The sequence below is a fragment of the Staphylococcus sp. TCBT05 genome, from assembly GCF_055179755.1.
Genome location: NZ_JBUQDQ010000038.1, coordinates 808,599 through 826,109 on the forward strand (window position 1 = coordinate 808,599; position 17,511 = coordinate 826,109).

Genomic DNA, 17,511 nt, shown 5'->3' on the forward strand with positions numbered 1-17,511 from the left:
TTAAATTTAAATATAACATTCGCACTAGGGGTGTTTTGTGACTGAGATGAGGTATACCCTCAAACCCTTTGAACCTGATCTAGATTAAACTAGCGTAGGAAAGTGTATTGCGATACTGAATAATTTATTTGAGTATCTGTATGCCAATATCTAAGCGCGCACTTTTTCTAGAAGGTTGTGCGTTTTTTTATTTGGGAGGAAAGTATTATGTCAAAAGGTTTAAAACTATCTGAAATACTTGTTACTGTATTGATTGCAGTGGTATTTGCAGTGATTTATAATCTCTGGAACTTTGTTTATAAGGCAGTTCAAATTACAGGTTTGCATCTTGAAGAATTAACGTATGGCGCTTGGTTTATGGCGGCCGTAGTTGCTTATCTCATCATTCCAAAGGCAGGTATTGCCTTACTTGCTGAATTTGCTGCAGGTGCAGGAGAAACAATTATTATGGGACGTTTCGACATTGCTACAATGATTTATGCATTAGTTCAAGGCTTAGCCTGTGAAATTATCTTTTTAATTTTTAGATATAAATCACGTAGTGCAATGGTAGCAATGTTAGCAGGATTCTTAACTGCAATTGCAACGCTACCAATTGATTTTGCATATGGTTATTTAGGAGAGATTGCAGGTTGGAACTTAGCTTTATATATAGGTTGTAGAGTAATTAGTGGAATTGTTGTAGCTGGACTCCTTTCCTATTATATCGTCAGAGCCCTCGACCAAACTGGTGTTACAAAATTATTTAGACCAGCTACGAAACATGACTACGACAATCTATAAGGAGTCACAATATTGATATCCATAAAAAATTTACGATTAAAATATCCAAATGCAGATAAAAAAATATTCAATAATTTAAACTTAAATATAAATAGTAAAGAAAAGGTACTTTTACTTGGGCCATCTGGTTCAGGTAAAAGTACTTTACTCAATGTGTTAAGTGGTATTGTACCAGAATTAGTAGACCTTCCAATGAAATATGACGACCTTCATATAGACAAAGATTGTGGGGTCATTTTCCAAGATCCAGATACACAATTTTGTATGCCTAAAGTATATGAAGAATTGGCATTTGTAATGGAAAATTTACAAGTTCCTAGAGAAGAAATGGATGAACGTATCGACAATGCTTTGGCTGCAGTTGATTTAGACGTTGATAAAAATCAATACATCAATCAATTGAGTGGTGGTATGAAACAAAAACTAGCGATAGCCGAGACTATTTTACAAGAAACAAACACACTTTTCTTAGATGAACCTACAGCAATGTTGGATGTTTATGCCACTGAAGATTTATGGCAAAAAATCAAACAAATATGGGATAACAAAACAGTGATTATTGTCGAACATAAAGTAGCGCATATATGGCAACACATTGATCGTGTCATACTCTTCAATTATGATGGTGAAATCATTGCCGATGAGACACCTGAAATCATTTTAAAGCACTATGAGTCACTATTATCCGAATATGGTGTCTGGCATCCACATGCATGGGATTACGCACCAAAGCCTTTAAATAAACACTCACAGCACTTTACAACTCAGAGCGTTGTAAATTTCCAAGATATTACGATACAACGTGGAAAAAGACGGTTATTACAAATCCCTGAATTATCAATTAAATCAGGTGAATGGATTACCATAACAGGACGTAATGGAACGGGTAAAACGACATTACTCGAATCGATGATGCAACTCCTGAAATATTCAGGTGACTTATTCATAGATAACAAAAAAATCACAAAAATTAAGCAAGCTGCGCAACACATGTACTTAGTTTATCAGAATCCTGAATCTCAATTTATTACAAACTCAGTATATGATGAAATTTATATTCAATTTAAAAATAAACAAAACACGGTTGAACAAGCCAAACAAGAAACTGAAAATATGTTAACAACATTACAACTCAATTCTGTACAAACGCAGCACCCTTTCGAACTTTCTATTGGTCAGAAAAGACGCTTAAGTGTAGCAATAGCGCTAAGTTCATCTTCAAGATTCATCTTGTTAGATGAACCTACATTTGGACTAGATAGCCATAATACATTTAATTTAATTAAACTATTCCAAAAGCGTGTTCAATCGGGCCAAACAATTATAATGGTCACACATGATAACGAGATAATCTCACGATATGCTACTCGAAAGTTTAATGTTGAAAATCAATTCTTAATAGAAGAAATAGGTGATATTAATGTTTGATCAATGGAAGAAGAAACAGTCCTTCGTAGACGATGTTAATATCATCACGAAGTTATTACTTGGTGTATTGTTATTTTTCTTCGTTATATTAATACATGAATTTGATTATATGGTTTACTTTATGTCATTAATCTTAATATTTATGCTCATATTTAACGGTATAAAATTTAAGATCACGTTACCTTTTGTATTTTTCACAGTCATCTTTAGTATCATTTCCGCCTTATTTATGATTTTCTATGGTGATGGTACACATACACTGTTTAAACTAGGTTTCATTCATATCACAACTGAAAGTTTATATAGAGGGTTGCATTTGGCAATGCGTACTTCAACTGTTGCATTTTTCGGTATTCTTATTGCTTTCACTTCACAAATTGTTATGATTTTTTACAGTCTCATGCAACATTTAAAGGTCAAACCTAAAGTTGCCTATGCATTTATGGCTGCAATTCGTATGGTTCCGCTTATGTTTAGCTCTTTAATCGAGCTAAGAAAATCAGTGAAGATGCGCTATCAAATGATAGACCGAAGCAATTACAGTGGTTTAAAACGGATGAAACATTTAATTATCCCATTATTAAGTCAAAATATTCGAAAAGCACATCAACTATCAGTTGCCATGGAGAAAAAGGGCTTTAAAGACGGAAAACGTACTTACTATTATTACGCCCCGTTTTCTTATAAAGATATTCTCTTTGTCATAATAATTATCCTAATTGCAGTTTGCGCTTATTTTTTATCAGTATTATTACCAATTACTGGTATTCAAGATATTCGAATAACAAATATTTATTAATCTCAAAATTTTCATTTCAATTTAACCAATATTAAATACCGTATCATACTAAAAGCAATTGTCTTTATTAAATAGGAAGACAATTGCTTTTTTGTACTTTAAAATATTGTGAAATTTCCTATGACCATACTTGGTTGTGGCTTGGCAGACTCTTACAGTATCAGCTCAAACCGAAGGCTACAGGCTGAGATTACACCTGTGGAAAGTGTGCCAACCAAGCACTTCAATAAACCAGACCCTAAATCCCAATTACAAAGTATTAAAAAGTTTGTGGCTATTTATAAATTATATCCCGCTTTGAGTTGTCCATTTTTCATGTGGTCGTCTTTCATTTGGCAGAGTTAATTAAGACATGTTTGAATTTTTATACACATGACCCTCGTTCATTTAATTTAGTGCTGTTTATTAAATTATACGAAAGTGTCTTGTTTTTGTAGTAATAACAGATATGAATTTCTTATTGTTTGCGACACTCTTGAGGGTGTAGTTGGGTGTTGTTGGGTGTAGAGATCAAGTCTCGACCCATATCCCCTAGGTAAGCGAGCAATAACAATACGATGTATTGATATAAATAACAAGCCCATCAAAGATTTTGATCTTTGATGGGCTTAATGCTAGGTATTTATGTACCAGTTTCTTTTTCCTATAATAAAAAAACGGATGAATATATCATCCGTTTCTTATCACATATAAATATTTATTTCATCGCCTTATCACTAATATCAGTACGATAAAATAGTGCATCACTTTCAATTTGGTCAACTGCTTTATAGGCATTTGATTTTGCAGTCGCAATATCAACACCTTCGCCCAGTGCCAAAATCACACGACCTCCAGAAGTCACAAACGCATTATCTTCTTTCTTCAATCCACTAACAAAATAACTTCCATCAAGACTAAAGCCAGAAACCTTCTCGCCCTTATCATAACTACCTGGGTACCCCTTAGATGCCAACATAACACCTACCACCGCATCTTCTTTCCACTTAAAATGCAATGGCTGTTTATTATCTAAATCAATGATATGTTGCATTAAGTCACTTTCCATACGCGTTAATAGGACCTGTGCTTCAGGATCACCAAAGCGTGCATTAAACTCAATCACCTTAGGCCCTTCTGCAGTAATGATGGCACCAATATATAACACTCCAAAAAACTGATACCCTTCTTTAACAAGTGCATTAGCAATCGGTTGCGCAATTGTATCATTTGTTTGTTGTAAGATATCTTGACCAATATGCGGTACCGGACAATATGCACCCATACCACCCGTATTAGGTCCTTGATCATTGTCATAAGCTCGCTTATGATCTTGAGCGATGCAATCAAATGGTACAGCATAATCACCATTAACAAAGGTCATGAGTGAAAATTCTTCACCTTCTAAAAACTGTTCAAAGACAACAATACCTTCTTCTTCAGGATAAAGTTCCTCAATTCCAACCAAAGCTTCATCATAATTATTGGCAATAATAACACCTTTACCAGCTGCTAAACCATCTTTTTTCAAAACGACTGGATATTCACAAGTTTGGATATAATCTATAGCGCTTTGCTTGTTAGTAATTTCTTTATATTCTGCAGTTGGAATATCATATTTCGCCATTAATTGTTTGGCGAACAATTTAGAACCTTCAATTTGAGCCGCAGCTTGATTTGGTCCAAACACCTTGATATCTTCACTGTGTAACTTATCTGCTAAACCTTCAGTCAATGGTTGTTCTGGACCTATGATTACCCAGTTGATTTGATGGTCTTTAGCAAATGCCACAATAGCTTCATGATTTGTTTCTGCAATTTCACTATGAACCTCTGCGACTGCAGTCATTGCATCGTTACCTGGAATTGCAAAAATTTCTTTTACGAGTGGTGACTGATTTAATTTATGTGCTAAGACATGCTCTCTTCCGCCTCCACCTACGACAAGTACTTTCATAATGTTATTGCCTCCATAAATTAATGTTTAAAGTGTCTTACACCTGTAGTTACCATTGCAATACCGTGTTTATTGGCCATATCAATTGAATCTTGATCTTTAATTGAACCACCTGGTTGAATTATAGCTTTAATACCGTGTTGTGCAGCTAATTCAACAGTATCATCCATTGGGAAGAAACCATCAGACACCATTACAACATCATCATTGATTTCAATCGCACGTTCAATTGCAATCTTCGCTGAACCTACACGATTCATTTGGCCTGCACCAATACCTACTGTTTGTTTAGTGTTACTTAAAATAACTGCATTACTCTTAACTGATGCTACTACTTTCCATCCCAGTAACATTGCATCCCATTGTGCTTCTGTTGGTTCAACGTCCGTAACGACTGTCATATCTTCACGTTTAGATACAACATTATCTTTATCTTGAACTAAATAACCACCCGACACTGAAACGATTTCTTGTTCACTGTTATCAATAGTCATATCAATTTCTAACAAACGAATATTTTTCTTTTTACTTAAAACATCTAATGCATCTTGAGTAAACTTCGGTGCAATAATGACTTCTAAGAAAATACCATGTAATGATTCTGCTAATTTAGTGTCTACAGCTCTGTTTAAGGCAACAATCCCACCAAATATTGATTGGTCATCAGCTTCAAATGCGTGTTGATAAGCTTGTTCAATCGTATCAGCTACACCTACACCACAAGGGTTCATATGTTTAACTGCAACTGCTGCTGGTTGTTCAAATTGTTTCACTAATGCTAATGCTGCATCTGCATCTTTAATGTTATTGTAGCTTAATTGTTTACCGTGTAATTGTTTTGCACCAGCTAATGTATGTGCTGCATTTGAAGTACGTACAAATGATGCTGTTTGTTGAGGGTTTTCACCATAGCGCAATGTTTCTTTACTATTTTTGAAAAATTCAACAATCGCTGCATCGTACTCGTTTGTATGATCAAATACTTTAACCATTAATGATTTGCGATAAGTTTCATCTAATTGATCATTTTTAATTCTATCAATTACTTCATTGTAATCTGCAGGATGAACAATCGTTGTTACATGTTTAAAGTTCTTTGCGGCAGCACGTAGCATTGTAGGACCACCGATATCAATATTTTCGATTGCATCACTTTCTGTTACATCTGGGTTCGCAACTGTTTCTTTAAATGGATATAAATTAACGACTACCATATCGATTAAATCAATTTGCTGTTCCTTTAATTGCTCTAAATGCTCGGGTTTATTTCGATCAGCTAATATACCACCATGTACTGAAGGGTGTAATGTTTTAACTCGACCATCCATAATTTCCTCGAATTGTGTTAAGTCTGAAATTGATTTAACTGGTACATCCGCTTCAACTAAAGCTTTTTTTGTACCACCAGTAGAATATAATTCATAACCTAGTTCTGTTAAAGATTGCGCGAACGGCACAATTCCACTTTTATTTGAAACACTTAAAATTGCTTTTTTCATTATTATTGGCACCTCTTATTGAATAATTTTTGCAATAACTTCTGGATAAAGTTGATGTTCTATTTCCTTGATTCGCTCTTCCAATTGTTCTTTTGTATCATCTGGATAAATCTTACAAGAACGTTGTTCTATAATCTCACCAGTATCCATACCACTATCAACGTAATGCACCGTAGTACCAGTAACTGTTTCACCACTGTCGAATGCTTGTCCAATAGCGTCTTTACCTTTAAACTTCGGTAATAAAGAAGGATGGATATTCAATATACGTCGATCATAAGCATTTAAAATATGCTCACCGATTAATTTCATATAACCGGCCAGTACAATCCATTCTACTTTTTCAGCGGTTAACCACTCTATTATTTTACGTTCATAATCAGCTTTAGAATCAAAGTTTTTCAGCTCATTAATATGCACATCGAGATTAAATTTTCTAGCGCGTTCTATACAATAAGCACTCACTTGATCTGTATATAATGCTGTCACTTCAATATGAGATAAACGACCTGCTTCAATTTCTGTCATTATACTTTCAAAATTACTTCCAGAACCAGACGCGAAAATTGCTATTTTGGTCATTTTATACCCCCGTTAATTGAATCGGCTCTGTGCCTTCAACAATTTCACCAATTTTATATGCTTTAACATCATGCTCTTTTAATATTGCTAATGCTTTATCGGCATCTTGTGCTTCAACGATAATTGTAAATCCGATACCCATATTAAAAACATTATACATTTCAGCTGTTTCGATTTCGCCTTGTTGTTGCAACCAATTAAATATCGGTAATGTTGGGAATGAAGTTGTATCTACTTTTGCAGTAACACCTTCAGGCAATGCTCTAGGAATATTTTCATAGAAACCACCACCAGTGATATGTGTCATCGCATTAATTTGAATAGCTTCCTTTACAGCAAGAACTGGTTTTACATAGAGACGTGTCGGCTCTAAAAATGTTTCTAAATAAGTACGTTGAGCGTCAAATTTTTCTTGTAAATCAACGTTTGATTTTTTAATAAGGTTCCTAACTAAGCTATAGCCATTTGAATGGATACCACTAGACTCTAGACCAATAATCACTTGACCAGGTTTAACATTACTGCCATCAATATATTCGTCCTTTTCAACAGCACCTACAGCAAATCCAGCTAAATCATACTCACCTTCGTGATACATTTCACCCATTTCAGCAGTTTCACCACCAATAAGTGCAGTGTTTGTTTCCTCACATCCGTCACTAACGCCTTTAACAATTTGTTCAATAACTTCCGGTACCACTTTGTTTGTTGCAATATAATCTAGAAAATAAAGTGGTTCGGCACCTGTTGTTAAAATATCATTGACACACATTGCAACGGCATCCACACCAATCGTGTCATGCTTGTTATGATCGATAGCTAATTTTAATTTCGTACCAACACCATCTGTACCTGATACGAGTAAAGGTGCTTTCATATTTAATTGTGAAAGGTCAAATGTAGCTCCAAAGCCACCAAGTCCTCCAAGTACTTCTTTACGCATTGTTCGTTTGACGTGACTAGACATACGTTCTACTGCTTCATAACCTGCGTTTATATCAACACCTGCTTGTTGGTATGCTTTAGACATGAATATTCCCCTCTTTATCAAAATATTGTTTATTATTTTTCAAGTATGTTTTTTGGCGTTCACTTAAATGCTTTACATATTTTTCTTCATAGTCATATAATCCAGCAGGGTAGTCACCTGTAAAGCTTTCTACACATAACCCACTATATGGTACATCTTGATCAAGTCCAATAGAATCGATTAGACCATCAACACTTAAATAAGATAAAGAATCTGCACCAATATAATCTCTAATTTCTTCTGGTGATTTATTGGCTGAAATTAACTCTGCCGTTGTTGATACATCAATACCATAAAAGCTAGGAAACATAAATTCTGGTGATGCGATACGTACATGAACTTCGTTTGCACCTGCATCTTTCAACATTTGAACGATACGTCTACTCGTTGTACCACGTACAATTGAATCATCTACCAAGACAATATTCTTATCATGAACAATATCTTTAACTGCTGATAATTTAACTCTAACACCTTGTTCGCGTAATTCTTGAGTAGGTTGAATAAATGTTCTTGCAACATATTGATTCTTAACTAAGCCCATTTCATAAGGTAAACCACTTTCTTCAGCATAGCCTGATGCTGCTGATAGAGATGAGTTTGGCACACCAATGACCATATCAGCTTTGGGTGCTGGGCTCTCTGTTGCTAACTGTTTACCAGATTGCTTTCTTACTGCATGTACATTTTTTCCTGCAATTGTAGAATCTGGTCTAGCAAAATAAATGTATTCCATTGCTGAAATTGCAGTCGTTGTATGTCGTGTATATGATTCAACTCTGATACCATCGTCGTTAATGACAACATATTCTCCTGCATGAATATCTCGAACAAATTCCGCACCAAGTACATCAATTGCGCAAGTTTCACTAGCTATTATATATGCACCTGTTTTCATTTTACCAACTACAAGCGGTCTAATTGCATTTGGGTCAACAGCGCCATATAAAGCATCCTTAGTTAATAATGCAAAAGTAAATCCGCCTTTAATTTTTCTTAAACTTTCTTGTAAAGCATCTTCAAATGTTGGTGCTTTACTACGACGAATTAAATGCATAATTACTTCTGTATCTGATGACGAATGGAAAATTGAACCTTGATGCTCTAGAGATCTTCTTAAGCTTTGTGCATTTATTAAATTACCATTATGACAAACACCAACACTCATATCATAAAAGTGATATAAAAATGGTTGAATATTCTCAATTCCTTTATTTCCTGATGTAGCATAGCGAACATGTCCAATTGCATGTTGATATGATTTAAATGATTCTAATTGAGTATCAGAAATTGCTTCTGTTAATAGACCTAGGCCACGTTCACCAATGAGGTTCTCCCCATTGGAACAAACGATGCCAGCCCCTTCTTGACCACGATGTTGTAAACTATGCAATCCCATATATGTTAGTTGTGCCGCTTCTTGGTGATTCCAAATACCGAATACGCCACACTCTTCATTTAATCCACTGATGTCATACATTTAGGAATAGCTCCTTCCCATATTTCATTGAGATTTGAAACTTCTCGTGATACCTTTATGTCATTATTAGCAACATTGAATTGGCCATTATCAGTAATTGAACCAATCTCTACAGCATTATCAATATCAAGTGTTTGACCTTCTTTAGCAATTACAATATATCGACCTTGTGTTTCACTGAATAATTGTCCATTTGATAGGTTTACATTCACATCTAAACCTAAACGATAGTGTGCGCTGAATCTTGCTAAAGTTAGTAATAATCCACCTTTACCAACTGTTTGTACATGAGATGCGACACCCGAACGAATAGCCGATTTAATTGCTTCACCTTTTTTAACTTCATCTGATAAATCAATTGCTTCAAATTCATGATTTACTTCTTTATATAATAATTTCTCTATTTGACTTCCACCAAAATCATCCTTTGTATCACCAACTAAATATACCTTGTCGTTCGCTTTTGGTGTGAAATCATTTAAGAAATCAATGTCTTCAATTAATCCAACCATACCTACGACAGGTGTTGGGAATATTGAAGTGCCTCGTGTTTCGTTATATAATGACACATTCCCAGATACAACTGGAGTACTTAATACTTCACATGCTTCAGCCATACCTTTAGTTGAATCAGCTAATTGTTGATAAATTTCTTTCTTTTCAGGTGAACCATAGTTTAAACAGTCTGTCATAGCTAATGGTGTTGCACCCACCGAAATTAAATTACGATACGCTTCTGCAACGACCATTTTCCCACCTTCATATGGGTTATTGAATACATATCTTGCTTCACCGTCAATTGTAGATGCAATAGCTTTCTTCGTATTCTCAACACGCACAACAGAAGCTTGTAAGCCTGGTTTTACAATTGTATTAGCACCGACTTGTTGATCGTATTGTTCATATAAATAGCGCTTAGAAGCAATTGTTGGATGTTGTAACAGCTGCTCAAATACATGATTAACGTCTACATTACTATAGTCATTCTTTTCATTATTATACTCAGGTACTTCACCTTCTAATACATATACTGGCGCTTCATCAGATAGTGGTTGAACTGGGATATCAGCATATACTTCTCCTTCATAAGACAATACAAAGCGATCTGTATCTGTTACTTCACCAATAACTGCACTATCTAATTCATGTTTATCAAATAATTCTAAAAATTTATCTTCCGTTCCCTTTTCAACAACTAATAACATACGTTCTTGTGTTTCAGAAAGCATCATTTCATATGGCGAGATACCTTGTTCACGTGTTGGCACCTTTTCAAGTTGTAAATGTAAGCCGCTTCCACCTTTGGCCGCCATTTCCGATGATGAAGAAGTTAAACCAGCAGCACCCATATCTTGAATACCTACAAGTTCATCAAATGTAATTGCTTCTAGTGTTGCTTCCATTAATTTTTTACCTACAAATGGATCACCGATTTGTACTGAAGGACGTTTACTCTCACTATCTTCACTCAATTCTTCAGAAGCAAATGTCGCACCATGGATACCATCTCTACCTGTTTTTAAACCTACATAGATGACTGAGTTGCCTACACCTTTAGCTGTACCTTTTTGTACCATATCGTGATCGATAATTCCGACACACATCGCATTTACTAAAGGATTACCATCATAACGATCATCAAATTCAATTTCACCAGCTGTAGTTGGAATACCGATACAGTTACCATAACCACCTATACCTGCAACAACACCACGTAATAAACGGCGATTTTGCTTTTCTGATAATTCACCAAAACGCAAACTATTAAGTAAATTAATTGGTCTTGCACCTATCGATACAATGTCTCTGATAATACCACCAACACCAGTAGCAGCACCTTGATAAGGTTCGACTGCTGAAGGATGGTTATGTGATTCAACTTTAAAAACAACTGCTTGTTCATCGCCAATATCAACTACGCCTGCACCTTCACCTGGTCCCATTAATACATGACTACCTGAAGTTGGGAATTGTGTTAAGAAAGGTTTCGAATGTTTATACGAACAATGTTCACTCCACATTACAGAAAAAATACCTATTTCAGTAAAATTTGGTTCACGACCTAGAATTTCACACACTTTATCATATTCTTTATCACTTAAACCCATATCTTGATATAGTTTTTCTAACTTAATTTCCTCTGCACTAGGTTCAATAAATTTAGACATTTTGTTCCCTCCAACTATTTACCATTGCTTCAAATAATTTTACGCCACTATCTGTACCTAAGATTGATTCAATTGCACGCTCTGGATGAGGCATCATTCCACAAACATTACCTTGTTCATTGACGATTCCTGCAATGTCATTATATGAACCATTAGGATTTTCATTATATTTTAAAATGATTTGATTATTAGCTTCTAAATCTTTATACATTGCATCAGTACAATAGTAGTGACCTTCACCATGGGCTACTGGATAAATAACATCTTCATTTTCTTCGTATAAATTAGTGAATGGTGTTTGGTTATTAACAATTTTTAACGATTCATTTCTGCTTACAAACAAATGTGAATCATTGTGCAATAAAGCGCCTGGTAACAGTCCTATTTCTGTCAAAATTTGAAACCCATTACAAACTCCTAGCACTGGCTTACCTTCATCTGCAAAGCGTTTTACTTCATTAATAATTGGAGCAACACTCGCCATTGCACCTGAACGTAAATAATCACCGAATGAGAAACCACCTGGAATTAGTACGCCGTCATATCCAGCTAATGATGTATTTCTATAATCAACGTAATCAGCCTCTACACCTGTTTTTAAAGCTGCATTATACATATCTCTGTCGCAGTTAGAGCCTGGAAATTTAAGCACTGCAAATTTCATTATGCTTTCTCTCCTTCTTCCAACACTTTATAGCTATATTCTTCAATAACTGTATTGGCAAATAATTTTTCACTTAAAGTAGTAATAACATTATGAACCGCTTCATCTGTAGCCTCATCTACTGTCATATATAAGACTTTACCTACACGAATATCATTAACTTGTTTATAACCTAAATCATGAACCGCACGATTTAAAGCTTGCCCTTGTGTATCTAATACCTGTGGTTGTAATGTGATGTGTAATTCGATAGTTTTCATTATTATAATGCCTCCAGTTTATTTAAAAATGTTTGATAAGTTTCAATAATTGAACCAGTGTCTTCACGATATACGTCTTTGTCAAAGTTAGTATCACTATTTTTATCCCAAATACGACATGTATCAGGTGAAATTTCATCTGCAAGGATCACACGTCCGTCTTGCGTTCTACCAAATTCGATTTTAAAGTCTACTAATCTCAATCCCATTTCATCCATTAATTGTACTAATTTAGCATTGATGGCTTTAGCAGATTGCTTTAAAACTTCTACTTCAGATTCACTTGCAAGATTTAATAAACCAATGTGATCTTCAGTAATAAGCGGATCATTTAAATCATCATTCTTATAGAAGAATTCAACTAAAGGTGTCTCAAATAGATGACCTTTATCAAAGCCTAAACGCTTTGTAATTGATCCAGCTGCAATATTTCTTACCACCACTTCTAACGGAATTATTTCTACAGCTTCAACAAGTTGTTCTGTTTCAGAAATTTGTTCAATAAAATGACTACCAATTCCTTCTTTTTTAATATAGTCAAATATTCTTGAAGTGATTTGGTTGTTCAGACGACCTTTACCTTCGATATGATCTTTTTTGGCACCGTTACCTGCAGTAACTTCATCTTTATACTCAACTCTTAATACATTTTCTGTATCAGTTGAATAGATACGTTTCGCTTTTCCTTCATATAACAAGGACATTAGTGATGTCTCCCTTCAAATTTGTGTAGCAAGTCTACTTCTTGTTGTTCAATATCATCTGTTAGTACGGTTAAATGACCCATCTTTCTATCTGGTTTACGTACGTTCTTACCATATATGTGGACATGCCATTCTGGGTGTTCTGAAAATTGATCCTCTAAAATATCTAAATCTCTGCCTAATAAATTCATCATAATAGCTGGCTTTAAAAGTTCGATAGACTCAGGTAATTTTTGACCAGTAATTGCCAATATATGACTATCAAATTGCGAATAATCACAAGCTTCTATTGAATAATGACCTGAGTTATGTGGTCTTGGCGCAATTTCATTAACATAGAGTTTATTGTCTGTATCGATAAAGAACTCTACTGTGAATGTACCAACAAAATGAATCTTTTCGATTATCTTGTTAACTTCATTACGCGCTTCCTGTTCTTTGTCTACACGTGCAGGAACAATTGTTTTAAATAATATTTGATTTTGATGTTCATTTTCTTGTAATGGGAAATAAGTAATTTGATTGTCATTTCCGATTGTTACTGTTAAAGAAACTTCTTTATACAAATCTAAATACTTCTCTGCAACACATTCTTGATTCGAAATGAGTTCTTGTGCTTCTTCTAAATCCATTTCATCTCTGACTAAAATTTGACCTTTACCATCATAGCCACCAAATCGTGTCTTAACGATAAACGGATAACCAATTTCTGCTACAGCCTGAGTTATGTCATTTTTTTCCGTTAATTGTACAAACGGCGCAATTTGAGTATTTGCTTTTTGTAATGTTTCTTTTTCGGTTAATCTATCCTGTAACAATTGGATTGCTTCATAACCTTGAGGAACGTTATATTTTGAGACTAGTGTTTGTAGTTGGTTAGCTGAAATATTTTCAAATTCATAAGTGATGACATCTGATGCTTCTCCTAATGACTCCAAAGCTGCTAAATCATCATAGTTTGCATTGATAAATTGATGTGCAACATGTTGACATGGACAATCAGCATCTGGGTCTAAGACAATAACTTTATAACCCATTTTTTGTGCGGATTGTGCCATCATCTTACCTAATTGACCTCCGCCTATGATGCCAATTGTTGAGCCGAATTTTAACTTATTGAAGATCATGCTGCATTTCACTCACTTTCTCGACTAACGATTTTTCATAATTTTCCAAATTCTTTTGGATTGTTTCATTACCGATACTTAACATTCTGGCTGCAAGTATTCCGGCATTTTTCGCACCAGCTTTACCAATTGCTGTTGTAGCGACTGGGATACCACCTGGCATTTGCACGATTGAGAGTAAAGAATCCAGTCCTTTTAAACTCTTCGATTCGATAGGCACACCAATGACTGGCAATGTTGTCATAGAGGCTACCATTCCTGGTAAATGCGCTGCGCCTCCAGCACCTGCAATAATGACATCATAACCATTCGCTCTCGCTTCATTTGAAAATTCAAACATTAATTGAGGCGTACGATGTGCGGAAACTACTTTTTTATCGTACGGTATTCCAAATTGGTCTAACATTTGGCAACTCTCTTTCATTGTTTCCCAATCAGAAGAACTACCCATAATGACTACCACTTTCAAGTTGAACACCCTTTCAGATATTTGAAATAATACTGCTAATAGTTGTATATTACAGATATAGCATAACAACTAAACTATGCTTTTTCAATCAAAAATCGAACTTTATTTTAAAAAAATAACTCAATCTACGTCTTTTGGTTGAAATTTATGCTGTGTTTTATGTTAAAGTTAAGTTAAGGAAGTAAAGTGAAGTTTAAACATTCGAGGAGGACATATTTACATGGTCGCAAAAATATTAGATGGAAAACAAATTGCAAAAGATTATAGACAAGGTCTAAAAGATCAAGTCGAAGCATTACAAGCGAAAGGTTTCACTCCAAAGTTATCAGTAATTCTTGTTGGTAATGATGGCGCGAGTCAAAGTTATGTTAATTCTAAAAAGAAAGCCGCAGAAAAAATTGGTATGATTTCAGAAATCGTCCATTTAGATGAAACTGCTACTGAAGCGGAAGTTCTTGGAGAACTTAAACGCTTAAACGAAGATGAAACAGTAAGTGGTATATTAGTACAAGTACCACTCCCTAAACAAGTGAGTGAACAAAAGGTTTTAGAAGCAATCAACCCAGCAAAAGACGTTGATGGATTCCATCCTGAAAATATTGGTAAACTTTATATCGATGAGCAAACTTTTGTACCTTGTACACCTTTAGGTATTATGGAAATATTAAATCATGCAGATATCGATATTGAAGGTAAAGAAGCAGTAATTATTGGACGTAGCCATATTGTTGGACAACCAGTATCAAAATTATTGCTACAAAAAAATGCGACTGTTACGATTCTTCATTCAAGAACAAAAGACATGCATAAACATTTAAAAGATGCAGATATTATTGTAAGTGCCGTTGGTAGACCTGGTCTCGTTACAAAGGATGATGTTAAAGAAGGTGCTGTTGTTATTGACGTCGGAAATACACCTGATGAAAATGGTAAATTAAAAGGCGACGTCGAATATGATGAAGTGAAAGAAATTGCCGGTGCAATCACTCCAGTCCCAGGTGGCGTTGGTCCAATGACAATCACAATGGTATTAAATAATACATTAATTGCAGAAAAATTACGTAGAGGTATTGAGTAAGATAATAGTCTAGATGTTAAGATATTTATCCAGTTAAAAAGGCAATTTCTATCGAATGTGATAGAAATTGCCTTTTCCTTTTATTATTTGCTACACAGGTGTTTGGCTTTTCGAACATCATAACCTATTCGTACTAAACAAATAATGATGTTTTCACTATAAAAATGCCACCCCAAGAGATTAATTTAATCTTAGGGGTGGCATTATTCTGAGGTTTAACTCCCAGTCACTTCTATATATCATTTTTAAAGGGGTAACTTGGTTTTAACGTTATATAAATTATACACCAACACTTAATTTTGGAATAAATGATTCAAAATGTACACGCTCTGATGCTACTCCAATTTCTTTTAATATACTGATGATGGATTTCAAGAACTCTGTTCCACCACAAACATAAATTTCTGTATCATCTGTTAAATACTGTTTTAAATATTCAGCATCGATATAACCATTTTGATTTTTGTCGTGAATGATATAATTAGCATTATCTTCATTATTTGCAATTTTAGATAGCTTTTCTTGGAATGGAATTTGGTCAATATCATTCGTGTTTTGAATGAATTGTGCTGTTCCTTGACTAGATACAACGTGTCTAAACATTGGAACTAATGGCGTTACACCGATTCCTGAACCGATAAACAATTGTGGTTTAGACACATGATTTAATGTAAAGTCACCAACTGGTGCAGATAAATTAATCATATCACCAACTTTGAACTCATCGTGTAAAATTGTTGAAACTTCTCCTTCATTATTCTCTGTAACATCTCTTTTAACAGCAAAACTTAATTGATCAACATTACCTTCTACAATAGAATAATGACGTTTTGCACGATATGGTAATTTCTCACTTTCAACATCAACCGTAATATATTGTCCTGGCTCAAATTGACTTAAATCTATTTCAGTTGATTTAATCGTAAATAACTTAATATTGTCAGTAACTTGCTCTATATCAATGAGTTCGAATGGTTTGAAACCACTCCATGCCATTTGTTCATATATTTCTTTTTCAACTGAGATAAACACATTTGCAATTTCACCATAAGCTTTTGTCCAAGTTTGAACGATTGGATTATCATTTTCCAAACTTAGCACATGTTCAATTGCAGCAATTAAATTTTCACCAACTATATCATAACCTGCTGGCGGTACTTGTAGCGCACAATGCTTATATGCAATCTCTTTTACTACAGGTAAAATACGCGTTAAATCTTCAATATTTAATGCAGCAGCTAATACACTTTGAGCTAATGCTGTGGATTGAAGTCCTCTCTTTTGATTCGTTTGGTTAAACATATTTTTTAATTCTGGATGTTGATTAAACATTCTTTTGTAGAAAAATGACGTGATTTCTGTACCCTTTTCTTGTAATACTGGCACCGTTTCTTTAATAATTGCTTTTTCGTTCTCTGTTAACATACTTGACACTCCCCTAGCCATTTATTCTTTATTTCACAAATTAGTTTAATACAATTAATTTACATTTGAAAGGTTTACG

The 17,511-nt window shown here is 34.6% G+C and carries 16 protein-coding genes and 1 riboswitch; of the genes, 4 read left to right on the top strand and 12 right to left on the bottom strand.

Annotated features, from left to right (window positions below; translation table 11 throughout):
• Positions 1-16: 16 nt before the first annotated feature.
• Positions 17-118, top strand: a riboswitch (TPP riboswitch).
• An 89-nt stretch (positions 119-207) separates the two neighbouring features.
• The 3 genes from ACY191_RS10920 to ACY191_RS10930 are packed head-to-tail and all read left to right on the top strand — an operon-like array spanning position 208 to position 3,010.
• Positions 208-783 carry an ECF transporter S component gene (locus ACY191_RS10920; protein ID WP_042739884.1) on the top strand — a complete coding sequence of 192 codons (576 nt, stop codon included), beginning with the start codon at positions 208-210 and terminating at the stop codon, positions 781-783.
• A gap of 12 nt (positions 784-795) precedes the next feature.
• Positions 796-2,211, top strand: coding sequence for an ABC transporter ATP-binding protein (locus ACY191_RS10925; RefSeq protein ID WP_229367112.1), 1,416 nt, complete (start codon positions 796-798; stop codon positions 2,209-2,211).
• A complete protein-coding gene (locus tag ACY191_RS10930) occupies positions 2,204-3,010 on the top strand; it encodes an energy-coupling factor transporter transmembrane component T family protein (protein ID WP_042739882.1) in 807 nt (268 codons plus the stop codon). Before ACY191_RS10925 ends, ACY191_RS10930 begins: the two co-directional genes overlap by 8 nt.
• 697 nt (positions 3,011-3,707) lie before the next feature.
• On the opposite strand, the gene purD is transcribed toward ACY191_RS10930, so the two are convergent.
• From purD to purE, 11 genes are read right to left on the bottom strand one after another with little or no spacing between them, the layout of a single operon-like run.
• Complete coding sequence (gene purD / locus ACY191_RS10935) at positions 3,708-4,946, bottom strand: phosphoribosylamine--glycine ligase (protein ID WP_229367111.1); 1,239 nt, start codon at positions 4,944-4,946, stop codon at positions 3,708-3,710.
• 20 nt (positions 4,947-4,966) lie between these two features.
• A complete protein-coding gene (gene purH, locus ACY191_RS10940) occupies positions 4,967-6,445 on the bottom strand; it encodes a bifunctional phosphoribosylaminoimidazolecarboxamide formyltransferase/IMP cyclohydrolase (protein ID WP_229367110.1) in 1,479 nt (492 codons plus the stop codon).
• Positions 6,446-6,460: 15 nt separating this feature from the next.
• Entirely contained in the window at positions 6,461-7,027 is a 567-nt protein-coding gene (gene purN, locus ACY191_RS10945; protein ID WP_107512253.1) for a phosphoribosylglycinamide formyltransferase, read from the bottom strand.
• A gap of 1 nt (position 7,028) precedes the next feature.
• On the bottom strand, positions 7,029-8,057 hold the full coding sequence (gene purM / locus ACY191_RS10950) for a phosphoribosylformylglycinamidine cyclo-ligase (protein ID WP_042739878.1): 1,029 nt from the start codon (positions 8,055-8,057) through the stop codon (positions 7,029-7,031).
• Positions 8,050-9,537, bottom strand: coding sequence for an amidophosphoribosyltransferase (purF, locus tag ACY191_RS10955; RefSeq protein ID WP_229367109.1), 1,488 nt, complete (start codon positions 9,535-9,537; stop codon positions 8,050-8,052). The genes purM and purF overlap by 8 nt, the downstream gene beginning before the upstream one ends.
• Positions 9,516-11,705, bottom strand: a complete 2,190-nt coding sequence (gene purL, locus ACY191_RS10960; protein WP_229367108.1) for a phosphoribosylformylglycinamidine synthase subunit PurL — start codon at positions 11,703-11,705, stop codon at positions 9,516-9,518. The genes purF and purL overlap by 22 nt, the downstream gene beginning before the upstream one ends.
• Positions 11,698-12,369, bottom strand: coding sequence for a phosphoribosylformylglycinamidine synthase subunit PurQ (gene purQ, locus ACY191_RS10965; protein ID WP_042739875.1), 672 nt, complete (start codon positions 12,367-12,369; stop codon positions 11,698-11,700). Before purQ ends, purL begins: the two co-directional genes overlap by 8 nt.
• Entirely contained in the window at positions 12,369-12,629 is a 261-nt protein-coding gene (purS, locus tag ACY191_RS10970; RefSeq protein ID WP_042739874.1) for a phosphoribosylformylglycinamidine synthase subunit PurS, read from the bottom strand. Before purS ends, purQ begins: the two co-directional genes overlap by 1 nt.
• Positions 12,630-12,631: 2 nt before the next feature.
• The gene (purC, locus tag ACY191_RS10975) at positions 12,632-13,333 is read right to left on the bottom strand and encodes a phosphoribosylaminoimidazolesuccinocarboxamide synthase (RefSeq protein ID WP_229367107.1); all 702 of its coding nucleotides are present in this window, start codon (positions 13,331-13,333) and stop codon (positions 12,632-12,634) included.
• Entirely contained in the window at positions 13,333-14,460 is a 1,128-nt protein-coding gene (gene purK, locus ACY191_RS10980; RefSeq protein ID WP_042739872.1) for a 5-(carboxyamino)imidazole ribonucleotide synthase, read from the bottom strand. The genes purC and purK overlap by 1 nt, the downstream gene beginning before the upstream one ends.
• A complete protein-coding gene (purE, locus tag ACY191_RS10985) occupies positions 14,447-14,929 on the bottom strand; it encodes a 5-(carboxyamino)imidazole ribonucleotide mutase (RefSeq protein ID WP_107512257.1) in 483 nt (160 codons plus the stop codon). Before purE ends, purK begins: the two co-directional genes overlap by 14 nt.
• Before the next feature lie 220 nt (positions 14,930-15,149).
• Here purE and folD point away from each other — a divergent pair, with 220 nt between their 5' ends.
• Positions 15,150-16,007 (top strand): bifunctional methylenetetrahydrofolate dehydrogenase/methenyltetrahydrofolate cyclohydrolase FolD, encoded by an 858-nt coding sequence (folD, locus tag ACY191_RS10990; protein WP_107527377.1) that lies wholly within the window; start codon positions 15,150-15,152, stop codon positions 16,005-16,007.
• Positions 16,008-16,286: 279 nt separating this feature from the next.
• Here folD and ACY191_RS10995 read toward each other — a convergent pair whose 3' ends face one another.
• Positions 16,287-17,432, bottom strand: a complete 1,146-nt coding sequence (locus tag ACY191_RS10995; RefSeq protein WP_042739869.1) for a globin domain-containing protein — start codon at positions 17,430-17,432, stop codon at positions 16,287-16,289.
• Positions 17,433-17,511: the final 79 nt, after the last annotated feature.